This is a genomic window from Campylobacter sp. IFREMER_LSEM_CL2101, assembly GCF_025771825.1.
Taxonomy (GTDB): Bacteria; Campylobacterota; Campylobacteria; order Campylobacterales; family Campylobacteraceae; genus Campylobacter_D; species Campylobacter_D lari_C.
On the sequence record NZ_JAKMQZ010000005.1, the window covers coordinates 38,532 to 58,980 of the forward strand.

The 20,449-nt window shown below is 29.5% G+C and carries 23 protein-coding genes; 16 read left to right on the forward strand and 7 right to left on the reverse strand.

Translation table 11 applies throughout. The features are described from left to right. The 3 genes from hypE to msrA are packed head-to-tail and all read left to right on the forward strand — an operon-like array spanning nucleotide 1 to nucleotide 1,833. The gene (hypE, locus tag L8V88_RS04280) at nucleotides 1–972 is read left to right on the forward strand and encodes a hydrogenase expression/formation protein HypE (protein ID WP_263726980.1); all 972 of its coding nucleotides are present in this window, start codon (nucleotides 1–3) and stop codon (nucleotides 970–972) included. Next, complete coding sequence (locus L8V88_RS04285) at nucleotides 972–1,337, forward strand: hydrogenase maturation nickel metallochaperone HypA (protein ID WP_263726982.1); 366 nt, start codon at nucleotides 972–974, stop codon at nucleotides 1,335–1,337. The genes hypE and L8V88_RS04285 overlap by 1 nt, the downstream gene beginning before the upstream one ends. Then, nucleotides 1,327–1,833, forward strand: a complete 507-nt coding sequence (gene msrA / locus L8V88_RS04290) for a peptide-methionine (S)-S-oxide reductase MsrA (protein WP_263726983.1) — start codon at nucleotides 1,327–1,329, stop codon at nucleotides 1,831–1,833. Before L8V88_RS04285 ends, msrA begins: the two co-directional genes overlap by 11 nt. Here msrA and L8V88_RS04295 read toward each other — a convergent pair. The 7 genes from L8V88_RS04295 to L8V88_RS04325 form a co-directional block, all read right to left on the reverse strand. After that, complete coding sequence (locus tag L8V88_RS04295; RefSeq protein WP_012661495.1) at nucleotides 1,830–2,030, reverse strand: DUF2892 domain-containing protein; 201 nt, start codon at nucleotides 2,028–2,030, stop codon at nucleotides 1,830–1,832. The two genes, msrA and L8V88_RS04295, sit on opposite strands and share 4 nt — an antisense overlap. Nucleotides 2,031–2,087: 57 nt before the next feature. Next, nucleotides 2,088–2,693, reverse strand: coding sequence for a Crp/Fnr family transcriptional regulator (locus tag L8V88_RS04300; protein ID WP_039628336.1), 606 nt, complete (start codon nucleotides 2,691–2,693; stop codon nucleotides 2,088–2,090). A gap of 39 nt (nucleotides 2,694–2,732) precedes the next feature. Then, nucleotides 2,733–3,257, reverse strand: a complete 525-nt coding sequence (gene tpx, locus L8V88_RS04305; RefSeq protein WP_012661493.1) for a thiol peroxidase — start codon at nucleotides 3,255–3,257, stop codon at nucleotides 2,733–2,735. Between the two features lie 61 nt (nucleotides 3,258–3,318). Next, nucleotides 3,319–5,340, reverse strand: coding sequence for an ATP-dependent helicase (locus L8V88_RS04310; RefSeq protein WP_263726985.1), 2,022 nt, complete (start codon nucleotides 5,338–5,340; stop codon nucleotides 3,319–3,321). 7 nt (nucleotides 5,341–5,347) lie between these two features. Continuing rightward, nucleotides 5,348–6,589, reverse strand: a complete 1,242-nt coding sequence (locus L8V88_RS04315) for an ArsS family sensor histidine kinase (protein ID WP_087684703.1) — start codon at nucleotides 6,587–6,589, stop codon at nucleotides 5,348–5,350. Then, the gene (locus L8V88_RS04320; RefSeq protein ID WP_039618324.1) at nucleotides 6,586–7,260 is read right to left on the reverse strand and encodes a response regulator transcription factor; all 675 of its coding nucleotides are present in this window, start codon (nucleotides 7,258–7,260) and stop codon (nucleotides 6,586–6,588) included. The genes L8V88_RS04315 and L8V88_RS04320 overlap by 4 nt, the downstream gene beginning before the upstream one ends. A 12-nt stretch (nucleotides 7,261–7,272) precedes the next feature. Continuing rightward, nucleotides 7,273–8,691 (reverse strand): DegQ family serine endoprotease, encoded by a 1,419-nt coding sequence (locus tag L8V88_RS04325; protein WP_263723744.1) that lies wholly within the window; start codon nucleotides 8,689–8,691, stop codon nucleotides 7,273–7,275. A gap of 149 nt (nucleotides 8,692–8,840) precedes the next feature. Here L8V88_RS04325 and L8V88_RS04330 point away from each other — a divergent pair, with 149 nt between their 5' ends. From L8V88_RS04330 to L8V88_RS04390, 13 genes are read left to right on the forward strand one after another with little or no spacing between them, the layout of a single operon-like run. After that, complete coding sequence (locus L8V88_RS04330) at nucleotides 8,841–9,713, forward strand: J domain-containing protein (protein ID WP_263726989.1); 873 nt, start codon at nucleotides 8,841–8,843, stop codon at nucleotides 9,711–9,713. 12 nt (nucleotides 9,714–9,725) lie between these two features. Then, nucleotides 9,726–10,100 (forward strand): heat shock protein transcriptional repressor HspR, encoded by a 375-nt coding sequence (locus L8V88_RS04335; RefSeq protein ID WP_039668403.1) that lies wholly within the window; start codon nucleotides 9,726–9,728, stop codon nucleotides 10,098–10,100. A 26-nt stretch (nucleotides 10,101–10,126) separates the two neighbouring features. After that, a complete protein-coding gene (locus tag L8V88_RS04340; RefSeq protein WP_263723746.1) occupies nucleotides 10,127–11,752 on the forward strand; it encodes a cation:proton antiporter in 1,626 nt (541 codons plus the stop codon). Next, nucleotides 11,749–12,081 carry a hypothetical protein gene (locus L8V88_RS04345; protein ID WP_012661485.1) on the forward strand — a complete coding sequence of 111 codons (333 nt, stop codon included), beginning with the start codon at nucleotides 11,749–11,751 and terminating at the stop codon, nucleotides 12,079–12,081. The genes L8V88_RS04340 and L8V88_RS04345 overlap by 4 nt, the downstream gene beginning before the upstream one ends. Beyond that, entirely contained in the window at nucleotides 12,078–12,704 is a 627-nt protein-coding gene (locus tag L8V88_RS04350) for an HAD family hydrolase (protein ID WP_263659848.1), read from the forward strand. Before L8V88_RS04345 ends, L8V88_RS04350 begins: the two co-directional genes overlap by 4 nt. A 2-nt stretch (nucleotides 12,705–12,706) precedes the next feature. After that, nucleotides 12,707–12,970: a DUF2018 family protein gene (locus L8V88_RS04355; protein ID WP_263723747.1), complete on the forward strand. Its 264-nt coding sequence runs from the start codon at nucleotides 12,707–12,709 to the stop codon at nucleotides 12,968–12,970. Nucleotides 12,971–12,972: 2 nt separating this feature from the next. Continuing rightward, on the forward strand, nucleotides 12,973–13,407 hold the full coding sequence (locus L8V88_RS04360; protein ID WP_373274254.1) for an exporting protein: 435 nt from the start codon (nucleotides 12,973–12,975) through the stop codon (nucleotides 13,405–13,407). Nucleotides 13,408–13,454: 47 nt separating this feature from the next. Beyond that, a complete protein-coding gene (locus tag L8V88_RS04365) occupies nucleotides 13,455–14,348 on the forward strand; it encodes a polyprenyl synthetase family protein (RefSeq protein WP_263726990.1) in 894 nt (297 codons plus the stop codon). After that, nucleotides 14,348–15,655 carry a glutamyl-tRNA reductase gene (hemA, locus tag L8V88_RS04370; protein ID WP_263726991.1) on the forward strand — a complete coding sequence of 436 codons (1,308 nt, stop codon included), beginning with the start codon at nucleotides 14,348–14,350 and terminating at the stop codon, nucleotides 15,653–15,655. The genes L8V88_RS04365 and hemA overlap by 1 nt, the downstream gene beginning before the upstream one ends. Beyond that, nucleotides 15,642–17,342 carry a proline--tRNA ligase gene (locus L8V88_RS04375; protein ID WP_263727086.1) on the forward strand — a complete coding sequence of 567 codons (1,701 nt, stop codon included), beginning with the start codon at nucleotides 15,642–15,644 and terminating at the stop codon, nucleotides 17,340–17,342. The genes hemA and L8V88_RS04375 overlap by 14 nt, the downstream gene beginning before the upstream one ends. Continuing rightward, entirely contained in the window at nucleotides 17,339–17,737 is a 399-nt protein-coding gene (locus L8V88_RS04380) for an FxsA family protein (protein ID WP_263726993.1), read from the forward strand. The genes L8V88_RS04375 and L8V88_RS04380 overlap by 4 nt, the downstream gene beginning before the upstream one ends. Beyond that, nucleotides 17,728–18,654: a hydroxymethylbilane synthase gene (gene hemC / locus L8V88_RS04385; protein WP_263726995.1), complete on the forward strand. Its 927-nt coding sequence runs from the start codon at nucleotides 17,728–17,730 to the stop codon at nucleotides 18,652–18,654. The genes L8V88_RS04380 and hemC overlap by 10 nt, the downstream gene beginning before the upstream one ends. Next, nucleotides 18,655–20,448, forward strand: a complete 1,794-nt coding sequence (locus L8V88_RS04390) for a menaquinone biosynthesis decarboxylase (RefSeq protein WP_263726997.1) — start codon at nucleotides 18,655–18,657, stop codon at nucleotides 20,446–20,448. Nucleotide 20,449 lies beyond the last annotated feature (1 nt).

The window sequence follows — 20,449 nt, forward strand, 5'->3', positions numbered from 1 at the left end:
ATGAAACAAATTACTCTAGCCCACGGTGGTGGTGGCGAAGAAATGAATGCTTTGATAAGTGAAATTTTTTCTATTTTTGAAAATGATGTTTTAAAAGAAGCAAATGATGCTGCTATTTTAGATGATTTGGCTTTTAGCACCGATTCTTTTGTACTAAATCCTATCTTTTTAAAAGATATAAATATAGGAAAATTAGCAGTTTGTGGTAGCGTAAATGATGTATTAATGGTAGGAGCAAAACCGCTATATTTATCGCTAGCTTTGATTTTAGAAGAGGGTTTTGAGATAGAAAAGTTAAAAATTATACTAAAATCTATAAAAGAAGAATGTGATAAAGCAGGAGTAAAGCTAGTTTGTGGAGATACTAAAGTTGTTCCTAAAAATAAAGGCGATGAAATATACATTAATACTTCATGTATAGGTAAAAATATACAAAAAATCAATACCAAAGACTTAAAAAGTGGTTGTAGTATCTTAGTTTCAAGGGATATTGGAGCTCATGGTTGTGCAGTTTTGATTGAAAGAAATAATTTAGAGGCAAATATCCAAAGTGATTGTAAAAGCTTAAAAGATGAAGTTTTAGCACTTTTAAATGCAGATATTTCCATAAAAGCAATGCGTGATGCTACGCGTGGTGGACTTAGTGCGGTTTTAAATGAATGGGCTAAATTAAGTAATTTAGAGCTTTTAATATATGAAGAAAAAATCCCAGTTTGCGATGAAGTTTTAGGGGTTTGTGAGCTTTTTGGGTATGAGCCTTATGAGCTTGCAAATGAAGGAACTTTTATTATTTGTGTAGATAAAAAAGATGAACAAAAAGCATTAGAAATTTTAAAACAATTTAATACTAATGCAGCTATTATAGGTGAAATCACAGCTAATAAAAAAGCAAGAGTGATTTTAGAAAATGCTTATGGAGCAAAACGCATTTTAGAAGCTCCAAAAGGCGAACTTTTACCAAGAATTTGCTAATGCATGAGTTAAGTATTACAGAATCATTACTAGAGCTTTGCGAAGAATATGCTCAAGGAAAAGTTATTGAAGAAGTGCATGTTAAAATAGGGCGTTTAAGTGGGGTTGAACCTCCACTTTTGCAAAGAAGCTTTGAAACTTTTAAAGAAAATAGCCCCTTATGTAAAAATGCTAAATTTATTATGCATATTCAAGAAGTAGTAGTTGAGTGTCAAAAATGCCATTTTAGCGGAGTACTTGAAAATAATATCTTTTGGTGCCCAAAATGCGAAGATAAAGATTTAAAAATCATAGACGGAGAAGAGCTTTATCTTATGCAGCTTGTTTTAAAAGAAAATGAGGATTTAGAAAGTAATGACAAATAAGGAAATCATCTTAGGTGCGGGTTGTTTTTGGTGCACTCAAGCTGTATTTGATGAAATCAAAGGCGTAGTTTATACAGAAGTAGGTTATAGCGGTGGTAAGCCAAATCCAAGTTATGAAAGCGTGGTAAATGGTGATGGGAATATAGAAGTAGCTAAGATAATTTATGATGAAAAACAAATTTCATTAGAAAAAATCTTAGAAATTTTTCTCAAAATGCACGATCCAACAAGCCTAGATAAACAAGGTGTTGATAAGGGGATACAATATAGATCAGTTATTTTTTATCAAACTAATGAGGAGTTAAAAACCATTAGTGATTTTTTACAAAAAGTACAAAAATATTACGCTAAAGCCATAGTTACACAAGTTTTAAAATTAGAAAAATTTTATAAGGCTGAGGATTATCATCAAAAATATTTTAAAAATAATCCCAGCCAAGCTTATTGTAGATTTGTCATTACACCAAAGCTAGAAAAACTAGTAAATTATTCCTAATTTTTCTTTTTAGAAATAGGGCAAACCCCAAGTGGACAAGCTTGTTTTCCACTAAGCACTCTTATAGGACAAACAGCAAAAATACCTGTTAATAAAGGAATTAAACCCAATAATCCCCACCAAGTTGAAAAATAAACTCCTAAAGAAAACGCCACTATGGCTAAAGCTATTCTTAGCACTCTTTCTAATTTACTCATAATTTCTCCTTTTTGTTGATATTATAAATAAATTTTAAAAGTATTTCTGTGATAAAGTTACAAAGAAATTAGTATTATTTTAGATCTTTCAAGTTTGATTTTACCTTCTTTCTCTAGTTCTTTTAAAATTCTTGAAACGGCTTCTCTAGCACTTCCTAAGTGATTAGCTAAAGCTTCATGGGTAATTTTTAAAGTATTATTACTAGCATTTTCTTTTAAAAAATCACAAATTCTAGAAGATAAAGGCATAAATAAAGCTTGTTCTAAAACTTTGATTAAGGTATTAAAACGCTTAGTGATTAAACTTAAAACATAATTATTAATTTTTGGGTATTTTTCTTTTAAAATTTGAAAAATTGATGAGGGGATGATGGCTATACTTGTATTTTGAGTACTTTGTATAAAAACATCATAAGATATGCCATCCATATTACACTCAGAGCAAATAACACATTCATCATTTTCTTTAAGGTGAAAAAGTGTTATTTCTTTTGCGTTTGGAGTTAGAATAAAAGCTCTAAGCTCGCCTTTTAAAATTTTTATAAATCCTAAACATTTATCATTAACCTTAAAGTCTTTTTCAATATTTATTATTTGTAAGTGCTCTTGTATAAGTTTGAGATCTTGCTTTTCTATTTCAAAATGAGAAAGAAAATTTTCCATGTTTTTAAGTTTTAAAAGCCTATAAAAGGCTTTTAAATTTTAGTGGCAACCACAACCACCACATCCACAACTTTGACCAAAGAAGCTTTCTAGAGCTTGCATATTTGGAAGTTCTGTTACTTCATTTACTAATTCTTTATAAGCAACCACGCCATCTTTAACTACAAACACCGCTCTAGCTAAAATTCCCTCAAGTGGACCATCAGCCATTAAAACACCATATTTTTCACCAAATTCTTTAGAAACAAAATCACTTGCAACAGTTAAATTATCTATACCTTCAGTTGAGCAAAAACGACCCATAGCAAATGGTAAGTCCATGCTAACTACGATTACTTCTACACCGCTTGCTGCTGCTTTTTTATTAAATTCTCTAGCTTCAGTTGCACATACTGGAGTATCAAGGCTTGGCACACTGATAATAATTTGAGTTTTGCCTTTTGGAGCAATTTCAACACCTGAAAGATCTTTAGCTTTTAAGGTGATATTTGGAGCCATATCGCCAACTTGGATATTATTTCCTTTTAAATTTACTTTATTTCCTTTGAATAATACACTATTCATTTTTTTCTCCTTGAATGATTTTTATTAATCATAGTATAAAAAGATTAATAAAGTCTTATTTTTATTCTTCTTTACACATACCTGCTTCGATTAGAAAACACGAAGGTTGATAATTGCTTTTTTTAATCTTGTCATATTTTGCATAGCTTAAGTATAAAGTATCCTTAGCTCTAGTTACAGCTACATAAAAAAGTCTTCTTTCTTCTTCCAAACTTCCACCCATGCTCATGAGTTTTTGATTAGGAAATCTTCCTTGTGCAAGATCAATTACAAATACAAGCTCAAACTCAAGTCCCTTACTAGCATGTATACTTAAAAGATTAACCCCACTACCACTACTCATTTCACTAGCACCAAGAGTAAGAAAATTATAATATTTATAATTATCACTATAATTTTTAGCAAGTTCTTTTAATACAAACATTTTTGCATTGATTTTTTCTAAAATTTCATTTTTTTTATTTAGATCAACATTAGAGTTTTTATTAGTTGCTCTTTTAGTTGCTAAAATATCACAAATTTCTTTAAAATAATCATTTTCTAAGATCAAATTTACAAGCTGGGTTGAAACCTTACACTCGCTTGCTTTTTTAATAAAAAGATAAATTTTTTCAAGATTTTTAGCACAAAACTCGTTGATTTTAGGTAGGCTTAAAATAGGGTGGGTATTAAATTCACTTTCTAAGTTAAACCTTGAAGGCGAGGCTAGCTCCTCAATATCATCAAAAAGTCCTAGTTGGTAACTTTGTTTTTTGTATTTTTTTAAACTCACACTACTATCAGGATTTAAAAAACCTTTAATCAAACTAGAATGCCCCAGTTTTAATAAAGCATCAAAAATATCTTTTGCTAAAACCCCACCAACTCCTTTGGTGTATTCAAGTAAATGTATAAAAGCCATGATATCTTTTGGATTAAGCACGATTGCAAGCATAGAGCAAAAGTTTTTAACTTCTAAGCTTTCAAAAAAGCTTCCCCCGCCTTTTCTTTTGCTTGCTATACCAAGTTCTCTTAAGGCAACTTCTACTCCATCTGCACTAGAATTGTTTCTAAAAATCACAGCAATTTCATCAAGATTAACTCCACTTTGTAAGATTATTTTTGCTATGGTAGAGTATTGATCAAATAATTCATTGAAAGTTAGCAAACTTGGTGCTTTAAAATCTCCTTCCCTAGTTACAATTAATTCTTTAGGATATAATCTTTCATTGTTTAAAATAACCTTATTGGCTAGCGCAAGTATATTTTTACTAGAGCGATAGTTTTTATTTAAAGTAAAAATATTTGCATCGACAAATCTATCTTTAAAACTTCCTATAATAGAAATATCAGCTCCATTAAAAGCATAGATACTTTGATCGTAATCTCCCACACAAAATAAACTTTTACTTTTAAAAGCATCAATTAATGAGCCTTGTAAAGTATTAGTATCTTGGTACTCATCTACTAAAATCTCATCAAATTCAAAATGATGTGAAGCTAAAACATGTTTTAATTTGATCAATAAATCATTAAAATCCACATAGTTAAAACGTGCTTTTTCTTCTTCGTATTCTTTTAAAATATCTTCATAAATTTCAGCATAAACAGCTTGTTCATCATAATTTTGACAAAACCAATTATAAAATTCATCTAAATTTGCATTAGTATTTTGAAATAAAGAATATACATCATACAAATAACTTGGCATATAAGGTTTAGTATCACTTAGATGATGAAAAGTGCGTTTTTCAAAAATAGAACGTAAAAGAATTTTAAGCTCACTTGCAGGTTTTAAAATAATATCATGATTTAATTCTTTAAGCAGAGAATAAGCAGTGCTATGAAAGGTTCCTGCTGTGATTTTTAAAGTAATGCTTTTGTCAAAATACCTACTAAGTCTTTCTATCATTTCCTTACTAGCTTTGTTTGTAAAGGTTAAAAGCATAATTTTTTCAGGCTTTATACCATTTTGAAGTAAAAAGGCTATTCTTGCAACTATAGTTGAAGTTTTACCTGTACCTGCACTTGCTATGATAAGATTGTGTCCAAAAGGAGCACTAGCGGCTTTGTATTGTTCTTCATTTAAACGCGATAAGGGCATGAGCTTCCTAGTTTAAAATTATATTTTGTATATCATTAAAATAAAAATGATTGATACCGTCTTTATATTCATAATAAAGCGTAAGTTTATGAGAGTCTAAAATAGTCTTAACAATATATAATCCAAGTCCAAAACTATCTTTGTTTTTCTTTCCTTGCGTAAAGGCTTGAGTGTAGTATTTTAAGTCTTTATCTAAGGCTTTTCCTTTGTTTTTAAAGCAAAGATAATCTTTAGTTATTTCTATGGTAACGCAATTTTCATCAGAGTATTTTGTCGCATTATCTATCATATTTTTCATCGCAGTAGTAAAAAGTTTAAAATCCACATTGACACTAAAACTTTCTTTGATGCTAATTTTTACCTTTTCATCATCACTCATAGCTATATCTTTAGCTTCATCTAAAAGATCTAAGATATTGTATTTTTTTAAATTAATCAAACCAGCACCTGAGGTAATTTGTTCAATGGCTGCAAATTCATTAATCAAAATTTCCAAACGATTAAAAGCGCCTACTAATCTTTCTTTATATTTGCTATCTTCAAGCATTTCTAAAGTAATTAAACCTTTAGTGATAGGAGTTTTTAGCTCGTGCATAATATTTCTTAAGAAAAACTGCCTTGAAGTGTTTAGTTTTTGAATTCTTAAAATAGACTCATAAAAGGCTGTTGCTACTTGAGAAATTTCATCATTACCTTTACTGACATTTTGAATTTCATTGAGTTTATTTTCGCCAAATTTATCTATTTGTCTTTTTAAAGCTCTAAGTGGTTTTAATTTTCTAATGATAAAAATGTATAAAATCAATAAAACCATTACAACTATACTAGCAATAAGCTTAATCACAAAATAACGATAACCTTGATATTCTAAATCTTTGTACAAATAAAGTTTCCCATCAAAGATGATTTTTAAATACACATTATCTTCTAAAGTAATAATTTCAACTACACCCGTGCTAGTTTGAGCACGTGCTATAGTTTCAGCCTTGTAGATAATTTTTCTTATAGAAGATGGTGCGGTTAGTTCTATCATTTTGTAATTTTTTGTTTGCTCATAAAATTCTTTTTCACTAATTACATGATTAAAATACAACAATCTTGCATTAGCTATAAAAGAATATTTTGCATTAAGCTCATTAGTGTAATTTTGCTGATCGTATTTTATAAGCCATAAAAATGCCAAAATCACACTAACACTAGCAAGCAAGAAAACAAAGGTTATAGTATAAAAAATTGATGATTTGTTCATTGAGTTAATTTATATCCTATACCTCTGATTGAATGAATATACTTTGGAGTTTTAGGATCATCTCCGATTTTTTGTCTGATTCTACTAATGATTACATCTATGCTTTTATTGCTAGAATCTTCACTAATAGAGCTACAATTATACACAAGTTCTTCACGACTCACCACTCCACCTTCTTTTTTAATCAAATAACTTAAAATATCAAATTCAGCATTAGTAAAGCTAATTTCTTGATCTTTCATGGTAATAGTATGTTTGTATTTATCATATACAAGATCTTTTTTAACTTGAGTTTGAGCGGTTTTGGTATTTGAAATTCTTCTTAAGTGACTTTTAATTCTTGCTTGAAGTTCTTGAGGATTATATGGTTTTGGTAAATAATCATCAGCACCCAAATCAAGCGCAGCAACCTTATCGCTAATATCATGTCTTGCACTTGAAATGATAATAGGTGTATCATATTTTTTACGAATTTCTTCACACACTTCAAGTCCATCAAGTCCAGGCAAGCTTAAATCCAAAATGATTAAATCATAAGGATTTAAAGCAAGTCTTGAAAGACCTATATAAGGCTCATGAGCAATATCTACTTTCATATCAAATTGCTCTAAATATTCAGCTATAATCTCTGCTAATTCTAAATCATCTTCTATCATTAAAATATTTGTCATTTTTTTCCTTTCTTAAAAAAGTAAAGCTCTAACCATACCGCCTCTATTAATCCAAATTTTAACATATTCTTTGCCTTTATTTAATTCTAAAGCCTTAGATAATTCTTTAAAATTTGAAACTTCATATTGATCAATACCTATAATAATATCACCTTGCTCAAAGCCTATTTTTTCTGCTTTTGATTTTGGAGTAACTTCAGTGATTAAAATACCACTAATATTTTCAGGTATGCGGTATTGTTGTTTATTTTTAGAATCAAGCTCTACTAATTTTAAACCATCAATATAACCTTTTTCATATTGTAGCGATTTTTCATCTGTTTTTAGCATAAATTTAGCTGTTTTGACTTTATTATCTCTTTCATAAGTTACTTCTATAGCTTGTTTTGGATCAATACTTCCTATATAATTTTTTAAATCCATAGGACTTTTAATCACAGTTTTGTCTACTTTTATGATCAAATCGCCTCTTTTTAATCCTGCATTATAAGCTGCTGAGTCTTTTTGAACTTCTGTTATTAAAGCTCCTTCTTGATTAGTATAAGCTTTTTTAATATCTTGAGTTAAAGCTCCTATAACTACACCTAAATATCCTCTTTCTATTTTTCCATGCTCGATAAGTTTTTGCGCAATAGATTTTGCCATATTAGAAGGGATTGCAAAGCCTATACCATTATTTCCTCCACTTCTTGAAAGTATGGCTGAATTTATCCCAACTAGAGCCCCTCTGCTATCTACTAAAGCCCCGCCTGAATTTCCAGGATTAATTGAAGCATCTGTTTGAATAAAATTTTCATACTGATTTAAACCTATATTGTTTTTATTTAAAGCTGAAATAATCCCACTTGTAACACTACTTCCAACACCAAAAGGATTACCCAAAGCAAATACAACATCGCCTTCTAATAATTTATCTGAATCAGCAAAAACCACAGCAGGTAAATTTTTTGCTTCTATTTTTATCACTGCTAAATCTGTTTTAGGATCAGCGCCAATTAATTTAGCTTTATATTCAGTACTTGAATCAGGTAAATTTACAGTGATTTTTTCAGCATCTTCTATAACATGATTGTTTGTTATAATATAACCATCGCTTGAAATAATTACACCAGATCCAAGTGAACTTACTACTTCTTTTTTATTCTTTTTACTTTTTGGAGCTTGTGGAAAATCAAAACCAAAAAATTGTTTAAAATAAGGATCATTGAAAAAATCATCAATCCCAAAGGAATTACTTTGAACGGTTTTAGAAGTTGAAATATTCACAACTGAATTTTTAACTTTTTGTATAGAATCATGATAAGAAAGTATAGTATTTTGATTATCAGTTGGTAAAGATCTTTTTACATTATCATCTGCTTGTTTAAAATCAATACTAGCACTAAAAAGAGTAGTTGCTAATGCCAAAGAAAGAACCATAGTTTTTTTCATGTATTATCCTTTGTAAAATCAATTTATGCAAGTATAAAATTTTATTTTTACACAATTGTAAATAAAACCTTTAGTTTTAAAACTTATAAAAGTTGATTGACTAAGACTAAAGTTTATGATATAATCTTATAAAAAATAAGGAATAAAAAATGAGTAATAGTTTATATGAAACACTAGGTGTTTCGCAAAATGCTAGCGCAGATGAGATAAAAAAAGCTTATAGAAAATTAGCAAGACAATACCACCCAGATATCAATAAAGAAGCAGGTGCTGAGGAAAAATTTAAAGAAATCAACGCCGCTTATGAAATTTTAAGTGATGAGAAAAAAAGAGCTCAATATGATAGATATGGTGATTCTATGTTTGGTGGGCAAAGTTTTCATGATTTTTCAAGAAATGCAGGCGGAGCTGATATCAATGATATTTTGAATAATATTTTTGGCGGTGGCTTTGGAGGTTTTGGTAGAGGTTTTAGCTCTAGTAATAATTTTAGAAGTGGTTTTGGAGGTTTTGGGGGTTTTGAAGAGGATTTAGACTTACAAGCAAGTGTTAAAATTCCTTTTGAAAAAGGAATTTTAGGTGGTGAACACACAATAAATATCAATAACGAACAAGTTAAAATCAAAATTCCACATGGTATAAAAGATGACGAAAAGCTACGCATACGAGGTAAAGGAAAAAGCTTTCAAGGACAAAAAGGAGATTTGATTTTAAAAGTAGAGCTTGAAAAAAGTGATGAATACGAAAGAGAAGATGATGATTTATACAAAAAGGTTGAAATTAGTTTAAAAACAGCACTTTTTGGAGACAAAATCAGCGTACACACCCCAAGAAAAGAAGTTAAAATCACCATACCGCCAAATTCTAAAAACAATCAAAAAATCAGACTTAAAGGCTATGGGGTGCAAAATAGAAAAACAGATCTTTATGGGGATATGTATTTAATTTTAAATGTAAAAATACCTGATATTAATAGTCTTGATCCTGAATTTGTAAAAATTTTAGAAGAAAAATTACCTTAAAAGGAGTATGCAATGGAGCATAGTTATGATGAACCGGTGTATCTTATAAGCGTTGTTGCAAAGGTTTTAAGCATACACCCACAAACTCTAAGACAATACGAAAAAGAAGGTTTGGTTGAACCAAGTAGAACTGATGGCAAAATGAGGCTTTATTCTCAAAAAGATATAGATAGAATCAAAATGATTTTACGCTTAACAAGAGATCTTGGAGTTAATTTAGCTGGTGTTGATGTGATTTTAAAGCTAAAAACAAAAATTGATGAGTTTGAAAATACCATTGAAGAATTAAGATTAGAACTTGATAGAAGAGATAATCCTTCTAAATCAAGAGCAGTAGTCAAACACAGAAGTAATTTTGACTTAATTTTTTTAGAAAAAATAAAATAATAAAACATTACAAAAAAGGTTGGTGAGTGGATGCTTTTATAACTTTATTTTTAACTGCAGTAGCAGTTGCTGTCGTACTTAATGTTATACTTAAAAAATTTGGAATTCCAACCATTATAGGCTATATAGCCACAGGTTTATTTGTGCGTGAATTTTATGGTTTTAGCACAAATGAAATCATTATCCATGTGGCTGAGTTTGGTATAGTTTTTTTAATGTTTACCATAGGGCTTGAATTTTCATTTAAACACCTTTTAGCAATGAAAAAAGAAGTGTTTTTAAATGGAAGTTTGCAAATGCTAACTTGTGGCTTGGTTTGCACTTTACTTGTAACTTATATTTTAGGTATAGCAAACCATATAGCAATGATAGCAGGTTTTGCTCTAGCTTTATCTTCTACAGCTATAGTTTTAAAAATACTTAATGATAGTGGCGATATCAATGAAGAATATGGCCGAAAAGCTTTGGGAATTTTGCTTTTTCAAGATATTGCTGTAATACCACTGCTGTTAATGATTGATATATTTAGCTCTCAAAACGCTGATATTTCAAAGCTTTTATTTACAACCTTAGTCAGTGCTGTGATTTTACTTGTTTTACTTTATTTTATAGGCAAATACCTTTTTACTTATGTTTTAAAATTTATCATTAAGACTAATGCAAATGAAATTTTCATCGCTACCATACTTTTTACCGTAATAGGAGCAAGCTTTTTAGCGCATTCTTTTGGTTTTTCATATTCACTTGGGGCATTCATAGCTGGAGCTTTGATTGCTGAAACTAAGTATAAACATAAAATAGAAGCAGATTTAGTTCCTTTTAGGGATTTACTTTTAGGATTTTTCTTTATCAGTGTTGGCTTGCAAATTGATTTTCATATAGTTTTTGAAAATTGGTTTTTGATTTTTGTTTTTGTAAGTTTGGTGTTATTAATAAAATTTGTAGTAATTTATGGTCTTTTAATCCTTTATACAAGAAAAAGAGTAGCTTTAAAAACTGCTTTGAGTATTTCTCAAATTGGAGAATTTGCACTAGCAGTATTTTCACTAATGCAAGTAAATTCACTTATAGATGAAAAAACAGCACAGATTTTCATTATAGTTTCTATCATCACTATGGTTGCAACACCTTTTATTTTAAATAATCTTAGAAAAATAGCCAACGCAGCTGAAGGTGAGCAAAATGATATGGCTAAATTTTATTTATGCGATCAAAAAATGAAAGATCATTTTATCATTTTTGGTTATGCAAGATTAGGTCAAGAAGTAGTGCAAAAGATTAAAAAAACAGGTATTCCATATCTAGTTTTAGAAAGTGATTTAAATTTAGTTGAGCTTGGGCGTAGTAGAAATGAGAATGTTTTTTTTGCTAGTGTAGCGCAAGTAGAAACATTAAAAGTAGCTAATATAGAAGAATGTTCAGTTGCTATTATAACTATAAGCAATGAAGCTAAACTTGATATGCTTTATCAAGTGCTTTCTAGTTTTAACAAACCTATACAAACAGTTTTAAAGACAAGTGGTACGGGTGCTAAGATCATTTTCCCACATACTGATAAACATTTACACATTGTAGATGCTGAAGCTTCAATAGCTAGAAATTTAGTTCAAGAAGCATTGCAATGTAGAATTAATACAAGTGCAGCAGAATGAAAAATGATGAAAAAGCCTTGAGAGTTAAATACGTAAGAGCTTTAGAAAAATTTACCAACTCTGCTGTAAGTGCTTTAAAAAGGGAAGATTTTGATTTAACACTTTTTAGAGAAAGAATGCAAAAAAATGCTAAAATCTTTGAAAAAGTTCAAGCGGTGTTTTTAGATTCTACTTATACTAAGGCTTTGGAGATTTTTGTAAATGAGTGTTTAGATGAAAGTTTAGATCAAAAAACCTTAGCTTCAAAAGCCAATGCCTTATATAAGCTAAAAAATAATCAAAGTTATAAAAAAGACAAACATAAAATTAAATTTAAGGATGAATATTGATAAATGTAATTTTTGATATGGATGGCACGCTTATAGATAGTGCTAATGCCATAGTATGTGCAGTAAATGAGATAAGAGCGGATTTAAATTTAGAACCTTTAAAAAGAGAGTTTATTTTAGATACTATCAATACTCCTGGGCAAAATTATGCTAAGATTTTTTACGGTGTTGATACTTACTCACATACTAGCTTTAAAGAAGGTTATGAGAAGTATTTTATTAAGCATTATGATCAAAGTGTGGTGCTTTTTGATGGTGTGCTTGAGGTTTTAGAATTTTGTAAAAAAAATGATTGCTATTTAGCTATAGCTACTAATGCACCTCAAGAAAGTTTGGTACCTATTTTAAAAAAACAAAACATTCTTTCATATTTTGATAAAATACTAGGTGTTAGTTATGGTATAGAAGCTAAGCCTGATCCTATGATGTTAAGATTAATCGCAGATGAAGCAAAATATGAAAAAAGTATTTTTATAGGCGATAGCTTAAAAGACAGACTTTGTGCTAAAAATGCTAAGATGGATTACATACATATTTCTTGGCAAAAAGAAATTAAAGACTTAGATGAAGCTAACGATAAAACTACTTTAATAGAAAAAATTCAAACTTACATAAAAGGTTAAAAATGGATATATTTGATGAAATGTTTGCAAAAAGCCCTAAAGAAAAATTTATCGAAACAATAAAATATGCAAATTTGGGTGCATTAGAAAATGTTTTAGAAAAATTATTAGCCAATCATATCGCTATGATAGAACTTTTAGAAAAAAATAATTTAAATGAAAGCGATGTAGCGCAATTTCAAATGGAAAATTCACTCTTAATAGATGAGAGAAAAAATGATTTTTACATAGGATTAAGCGCTGAAATTTTAGGGCATGAGGGTTGATTTTGCGTTTATTTTTATCTTTATTTTTGATACTTAATTTTTTAAAGGCTGAAGTATTTTTTGATTATACTTATAAATTTACCTTAAGTAAAGATGAAAAAGCAAGTGTAAAAATAAAAGAAATTGACTATCCTGATGAGATTTATTATTTTGACTTTTCATGGACTTTATTTGATCAAACTAATATCATTGTTCATTCAAGATATAAAAAATACCCTAGACAATTTGTGATGTCTTTAAGAAGAAATTTAAACTGGGTAGATCAAACCTTAGTACCTGATTATAAAAATCCTCATATAGATAGAGCAAGATTGATACTTGAATTTAGTGATTTTAAAAAAGGCGAAGCTATTTTTACTGTATATATAGAAGATAGAGATAAAAGATTAGAAGTAGAATTTTTAGACCCTAGAAAAGCTAGTCTTAACCAAAACTAAAGTAAAATTTAATAAAATACAATTATAAGAAAACTAAGGAAAGCATAGTGCAAAAGATCGATCAATATATGCATGAATTTTTATCTGAATTAAATTATGAGCCTATTTTAACCATGAGTTCAAAACTTCAAGGTGGTAAAAAATTACGCTCAAAACTACTTTTAAAAATAGCTGGGGAAAGTGATATTAGCTATAAAATCTGTGCTATTATAGAGTTAATTCATGCTGCAAGCTTATTGCATGATGATGTGATTGATGAGGCAAAATTAAGAAGAGGAGTAAAGTCTATCAATGCACAATTTGGAGCTAAAAATGCTATCATGCTTGGAGATATCTTATACTCAAAAGCCTTTTATGAGCTTTCTTTAATAGATTTAAAATTAGCAAAAATCATTTCTAATGCTGTTGTTATGCTTTCTGTTGGTGAATTAATGGATGTAAATTTAAGCGAAACTTTCAATACCGATAAAAACGCTTATTTACAAATGATATATAATAAAACAGCCATTTTAATCGAAGCTAGTGCAAGGTGTGGGGCAATACTTGCTGATTTAAATGAAGATGATTTTGCAGAATATGGCAAAAACTTAGGTTTAGCTTTTCAAATTGTAGATGATATTTTAGATATCAAAGGTGATGAGCAAACCTTAGGCAAACCCGCTATGAATGATTTTAAAGAAGGTAAAACCACTCTTACTTATATGTATTTATATGAAAAATTAAATCCACAAGATCAAGAAATACTTAAGTCTTATTACAAGAAAGATTTAAGTGTGGATGAGCTTGCTTGGATTAAAAATAAAATGCAAGGATATGAAATTTTTAATCAAGTTAACCAAGAATTAAAAACTTATGCAAATAATGCTTTAAAAGCCATAGAAAAATATAATATAAAAGATTTAGAAGATATTATTAAAAGTATGATAGAAAGGGAATTTTAATGCATTATTATTGTATCAGTTTTACACATAAAAATACAGATATTGCTACTAGAGAAAAACTTTCCTTTTCTAATGAAGACAAAAAAAGAGAATTATTAAAGCTAATTCATACTAATAATAAAATTTTAGAAAGCTTAGTACTTAGTACTTGCAATAGGGTTGAAATTTTTCTTTTTGTTGGGGATGTTGAAAGCATTAATGAGCATATTTTAAGAACGCTTAGTTTACTTTGTGGTGTTGATAAAGAAAATTTAAGCACTAAGGCTGATTTTTATGAAGATAGCGGAGCTATCCATCATTTATTTTCTGTGGCAAGCTCACTTGATAGCTTGGTTATTGGTGAAACGCAAATTGCTGGACAATTAAAAGATGCTTATAAATTTGCCCTGCAGGAGCAAAGATGTGGTGTGCATTTAACTAGAGCGGTGCATTATGCTTTTAAATGTGCAGCAAATGTTAGAAATCAAACCGAAATTTCTAAAAATCCTATTTCAGTTGCTTCAGTAGCAGTAGCAAAAGCCAAAGAACTTGTAAATTTAGAAAATAAAACTGCAGTTGTAGTAGGTGCAGGGGAAATGAGTGAGCTAGCCTGTAAGCATTTATTAAATGCTAAGGCCAAAGTATTGATATTAAATAGAGATATACAAAATGCCCAAAAGCTTTGTGAGGATTTGGGTGAAAATGCAAGTTGTGAAAGTATTGCAAATTTAAAAGAAGCACTAAATCAATATGAGATATTTTTTAGCGCCACAAATGCTCCACATGCTATTATAACTAATGATTTATTAGAAGAAAAAGATTATAAAAGATATTTTTTTGATATAGCGGTGCCTAGGGATATTGATGTAAAAGCAAATGAAAAAAATATAGTCTATGCTGTTGATGATTTAGAAGAAGTTGTAAGAAAAAATTTAACTCTAAGAGAACACCAAGCCCAAATTGCTTATTCTATAGTAGGTGCTATGACAAATGAGTTTTTTCAACATCTAAGCAAACTAGCAACCCTGCCTTTAGTTAAGCAATTACGCTTACAAGCTGATGGAATCGCTAAAGAACAATTGCAAAAGGCTATAGATAAAGGGTATTTAAAACACTCAAACCATGAAGAAGCAAGAAAGCTTATAAGACAAGTAATGAATGCATTTTTACATCATCCTAGTGTAAAATTAAAAAAACTAAGCGGAACTATGCAAAATGATTCAGTAATTAATGCTATGCGTTATGTGTTTGATTTAAAAAATGAAAATATGGAAGGTTTAAACCTTTATAAATGTGAATTTAATTTGGAGAATAATCATGAAATTTAGTAAATTTTATGCCATAAGTACAAAAGAAAATCCAAAAGACGCTACTTTACCAAGTCATATATTTTTAGTTAAAGGTGCCTTTGTAGAACAAATTGGAAGTGGTTTGTATAATTTTTTACCTTTAGGAAAAAGAGTTTTAGATAAGATTAAAAATATCATCAAAGAAGAAATGGATAAAGCGGGTGCTTTGGAAGTAAGTTTAAGTTTTAATACTCCAGCTGAACTTTGGAAAGAAAGTGGGAGATTTAATGTTTTTGGTAAAGAGCTTTTACGCTTTAAAGATAGAAAAGAAAATGATTTTGTCTTAGGACCAACTCATGAAGAAGCTATGGTGGCTTTAGTAAGAAATAAAATAAATTCTTACAAACAACTTCCTTTACATTTATATCAAATAGGACTTAAATTTAGAGATGAAGCTAGACCTAGATTTGGACTTTTAAGATGTAGAGAATTTTTAATGAAAGATGGCTATAGCTTTCATGCTAATGAAGCTGATTTAGACAAAGAATTTAATCTTATGCATGAAACTTATAGTAAAATTCTTACAAGATTAGGGCTTGAATTTAGAGCTGTTGAAGCCGATAGTGGGGCTATTGGTGGCAGTGGTTCAAAAGAATTTATGGTTTTGGCTAAAAATGGTGAGGATGATATATTATTATGCGAGCATTGTGATTATGCTGCAAATATTGAAGCAGCAAAAAGAGCTAAAAAAAGTTGTGAAGATGAAAGGCCAGAAGCTGATTTTGCTACACAATTTCACACTCCAAATGTAAAAACCATAGAAGAACTAGCGGAATTTTTTAAAATTAATCCTTACTATACTATCAAAGCTATTGCTAAAAAAGCTATTTATGAAAGTGAAGAAAAAATTATAGTATTTTTTATACGCGGTGATGATGAATTACAAGAAGTTAAAGCACTAAATGCAGCAAATGCACTAGAATTAGTTGATGTAAGTGAAGAAGAATTAGAAAAAGCAGGTTTAGTACCAGGATTTATCGGCTTTGTAGGATTAAATGGAGTTGATTTTTATATTGATCATGAGCTTGAAAATGAAACAAATATGATTATTGGAGCAAATAAAAAAGATTATCATTTAGTCGGAATTAATGTTGTAAATTTAAATAAAGAACGCTTTAAAGATCTTGCGGCAGTTAAAGAGCATGATCTTTGTCCAAAATGCCAACACAAGCTTAAGCAAAGCAAAGGTATTGAAGTAGGGCATATTTTTAAACTTGGAAATAAATACTCAAAAGCAATGAGTGCAAGCTATTTAGATGAAAATGGTAAAGCTCAATTTTTCACTATGGGTTGTTATGGTATGGGTGTTAGTCGTTTGGTTGCGGTTGCCATAGAAGCAAGTCATGATGAAAAAGGTTGTATTTGGAATAAAACTTTAGCTCCTTTTGTTTTAGATATCATCGTTTCTAATATAAAAGATACAAAAGCCATGGAATTTGCTGAGCAAATTTACACTCATTTTAGTGATAAAGAGATTTTATTTGATGATAGAAATGAGCGTTTTGGTGTAAAGATTAACGATTTTGAATTAATGGGCTTTCCTTATGCTTTAGTTATAGGCAAAGGCTTAGAAAATGATGAAGTAGAGTTAATCCATAGAAATACCTTAGAAAAACAAGTTTTAAAAACCCAAGAAGTAATTTCACACTTAGAGAAAATTCTATGATAGCAAGAGTAAATATAAGCGCATTTTTGATTTTAGAATTAATTGCTAGTATTTTATTTATAGCCTTTTTTGGTTTTTTAAATTTTTTTATGATAGTTTTTGCAAGTATGTTTTTAGGAGCAATGTTTTTAGCAAAGACTTGGACAAATCTCATCACTATGCAAAATACCAACACGAATTTATTTGGTATGATTAAATTATTTTCTTTAACCATAGTAGGAATTTTACTTTTAATACCAGGAATTTTAAGTACATTTTTAGGAATTTTGCTTTTATTTTTTATGATGGCGCTAAAACTTTTTACAAAACAAAAAAGAAAATATCATCATCAAACAAATAATGAAGAAGAAATCATAGATGTAGAAATCATACAGGAGTATAAAAAATGCAATTAATCATCGCAACAAGAAAAAGCCAACTTGCGTTATGGCAAAGTGAGCATATAAAAAATAAATTATCACAGACACATCCTGAATTAGAAATTTCTTTAGAGGGTTTTAAAACTAAAGGCGATGTTTTACTTGATTCACCTTTGGCTAAAATAGGTGGAAAAGGACTTTTTACAAAAGAACTTGAAGAAAGTATGTTAAGAGGCGATTCGCATTTAGCTGTACATAGCTTAAAAGATGTGCCTAGTTTTTTCCCAAAAGGTTTAGTTTTAGCTGCTATTTCAAAAAGAGAAGTGGTAAATGATGCTTTTTTAAGTGAGTATTATGAGAGTTTAAATGCTCTTCCAAAAGGTGCAAAAGTAGGCACTACAAGCCTTAGAAGAAGAATGCAACTTTTAGCACTAAGACCTGATTTAAACATCATTTCTCTAAGAGGTAATATCAACTCGCGCTTAGAAAAACTTAAAGCTAAAGAATTTGACGCTATTATTTTGGCTCTAGCTGGTATTAAACGCTTAGGTTTAGATAAAGAAATAAAATACATTAGAGCTTTTGAGCTTGATGAGATGATACCCGCAGCTTCCCAAGGAGCTTTAGGTATAGAAAGCATTGATGATAAACAAATTTTAAAATACCTTGAATGCTTAAATGATGAAAATGCCTTCATAGAAACCCATATAGAAAGAGATTTTATAAAAACTCTAGAAGGTGGCTGTCAAGTACCTATAGGAATTAATGCAAAAATCATTGATGAAAAAATAGAAATTCGCGCCATAGTAGGCTTACCTGACGCAAGTAAAATTCTCAAAGAAAAAAGAATGATTGATAAGCAAGATTACGCAAAAGCAGGCGAGCTTTTAGCTAAAGAAATGATAGCAAAAGGTGCAAAAGAAATTTTAAAAGAAGCAGAGAGTATGATATAAATGCAGAAATTCATAGAGCTTTTAGAAAAAAATAATTTATTAAAAACCATTCATGAGCCTGTTGATGTTGATCTTGAAATGGCACATTTAGCTTATATAGAAGTTAAAAAAGAAGACTCAAAAGCCTTACTTTTTACTAATGCAGTAAAAAATGGTAAAAAATACGATTATCCTGTTCTTTTAAATACTTTTTGTAATGAAAAAGCTTTAAAATTAGCATTTGAAAAAGACTATGAAGATGTGGCTAAAGAAATTAGCTCTTTGCTTAAAATGCATATACCTCAAAGCTTTGGTGCAAAATTAAATTTTTTCAAAACCTTACTTAATTTAAAAAATATCCCACCAAAACGCATTAAAAAAGATGGAGAATTTAACTACAAAAGCTTAAATTCATTATATGATATGCCTATTTTAAAAACTTGGGAAAAAGACGCTGCGCCTTTTATCACCATGGGACAAGTTTATACTCAAAGCTTAGATGGAAAACAAAATAATCTTGGAATGTATCGTTTGCAAGTAGTTGATGAAAAAACCTTGCTTATGCATTGGCAAATTCACAAAGATGCGAGCCATTTTTTCCATGAGTATAAAAAAGCAAATCAAAAAATGCCAGTAAGCATAGCCATAGGTGGAGATCCTTTATATATTTGGTGTGCTCAAGCGCCTTTGCCAAAAGGAATTTTTGAACTTTTACTTTATGGTTTTATCAAGAAAAAACCTGCCATTTTGGCAAAATGCAAAAGTAATCATCTTTATGTACCTTATGATAGTGATTTTGTGATTGAGGGCTTTGTAGATCCAAATGAATTTGCACCTGAGGGACCTTTTGGAGATCATACGGGTTTTTACACTCCGGTTGAGCTTTGTCCTATTTTAAAAGTAGAAAAAATCTTTGCTAAAAAAAATGCAATTTATCAAGCTACTGTTGTAGGAAAACCGCCTTTAGAAGATAAATACATGGGACTTGGAACAGAAAGAGTTTTTTTGCCTTTACTTCAGACAAATGCTCCTGATTTGATAGATTATAACATGCCTGAAAATGGAGTTTTTCATAATCTAATCTTGGCTAAAATAGAAGCAAAATACCCAGCTCATGCAAAACAAGTCATGCATACTTTTTGGGGAGTAGGACAAATGAGTTTTGTAAAACATGCTATTTTTGTTGATGAAAATGCACCTTGTTTGCAAGATTATGACAAACTTATACCTTATATACTCAACCGCTTTGATGAAGAAAAATTACTTATTAGTGAAGGAATTTGCGATCAGCTTGATCATGCTTCAAGTACTTATTGTTATGGTGGTAAAGCAGGGCTTGATGCATGTGGTGATGAGAAAAAAGTTGAACTTGAAATTCTAAGCGATGAGGCTTTACTTTCACTTTTTAAAGAAAAAGATCAAAGTATTTTAAAATTAAAGCAATTTTACACTCAAACCTTTGCTCCAGTTTGTGTGATTTTGATTGATAAAAAAGAAAAAATAACTCAAGTTTTTGAAAAATTACAAACCTATAAAAAGCATTTTAGAATTTTAGTTTTCTTAGATACAGATGCTATTTTAGAAAATCCTTATATGCTAATTTGGCGTGTGGTAAATAATATCGACGCAAAAAGAGATATTTTTCTCAAAAAAGATTGTATTGCAATTGATGCGACAAATAAAGGATTGTTAGAAGATTATCATAAAGAATGGCCTTTAATGACAAATTGTTCTAAAGAAGTTATAGATAAACTTATTGCAAGAAATTTACTTCCAAATGATGAAAAATTATTCAAAAAGTTTGAAATTTTTTAAT

Excerpts from the sequence above, each read along its gene's own strand:
- tpx (WP_012661493.1), bottom strand. The coding sequence starts at position 3,257 with ATGAATAGTGTATTATTCAAAGGAAATAAAGTAAATTTAAAAGGAAAT.
- L8V88_RS04390 (WP_263726997.1), top strand. The coding sequence starts at position 18,655 with ATGCAGAAATTCATAGAGCTTTTAGAAAAAAATAATTTATTAAAAACC.
- L8V88_RS04300 (WP_039628336.1), bottom strand. The coding sequence starts at position 2,693 with ATGGAAAATTTTCTTTCTCATTTTGAAATAGAAAAGCAAGATCTCAAA.
- L8V88_RS04330 (WP_263726989.1), top strand. The coding sequence starts at position 8,841 with ATGAGTAATAGTTTATATGAAACACTAGGTGTTTCGCAAAATGCTAGC.
- L8V88_RS04355 (WP_263723747.1), top strand. The coding sequence starts at position 12,707 with ATGGATATATTTGATGAAATGTTTGCAAAAAGCCCTAAAGAAAAATTT.
- L8V88_RS04285 (WP_263726982.1), top strand. The coding sequence starts at position 972 with ATGCATGAGTTAAGTATTACAGAATCATTACTAGAGCTTTGCGAAGAA.
- msrA (WP_263726983.1), top strand. The coding sequence starts at position 1,327 with ATGACAAATAAGGAAATCATCTTAGGTGCGGGTTGTTTTTGGTGCACT.
- hypE (WP_263726980.1), top strand. The coding sequence starts at position 1 with ATGAAACAAATTACTCTAGCCCACGGTGGTGGTGGCGAAGAAATGAAT.
- hemA (WP_263726991.1), top strand. The coding sequence starts at position 14,348 with ATGCATTATTATTGTATCAGTTTTACACATAAAAATACAGATATTGCT.
- L8V88_RS04320 (WP_039618324.1), bottom strand. The coding sequence starts at position 7,260 with ATGACAAATATTTTAATGATAGAAGATGATTTAGAATTAGCAGAGATT.
- L8V88_RS04380 (WP_263726993.1), top strand. The coding sequence starts at position 17,339 with ATGATAGCAAGAGTAAATATAAGCGCATTTTTGATTTTAGAATTAATT.
- hemC (WP_263726995.1), top strand. The coding sequence starts at position 17,728 with ATGCAATTAATCATCGCAACAAGAAAAAGCCAACTTGCGTTATGGCAA.
- L8V88_RS04295 (WP_012661495.1), bottom strand. The coding sequence starts at position 2,030 with ATGAGTAAATTAGAAAGAGTGCTAAGAATAGCTTTAGCCATAGTGGCG.
- L8V88_RS04315 (WP_087684703.1), bottom strand. The coding sequence starts at position 6,589 with ATGAACAAATCATCAATTTTTTATACTATAACCTTTGTTTTCTTGCTT.
- L8V88_RS04325 (WP_263723744.1), bottom strand. The coding sequence starts at position 8,691 with ATGAAAAAAACTATGGTTCTTTCTTTGGCATTAGCAACTACTCTTTTT.
- L8V88_RS04310 (WP_263726985.1), bottom strand. The coding sequence starts at position 5,340 with ATGCCCTTATCGCGTTTAAATGAAGAACAATACAAAGCCGCTAGTGCT.
- L8V88_RS04345 (WP_012661485.1), top strand. The coding sequence starts at position 11,749 with ATGAAAAATGATGAAAAAGCCTTGAGAGTTAAATACGTAAGAGCTTTA.
- L8V88_RS04335 (WP_039668403.1), top strand. The coding sequence starts at position 9,726 with ATGGAGCATAGTTATGATGAACCGGTGTATCTTATAAGCGTTGTTGCA.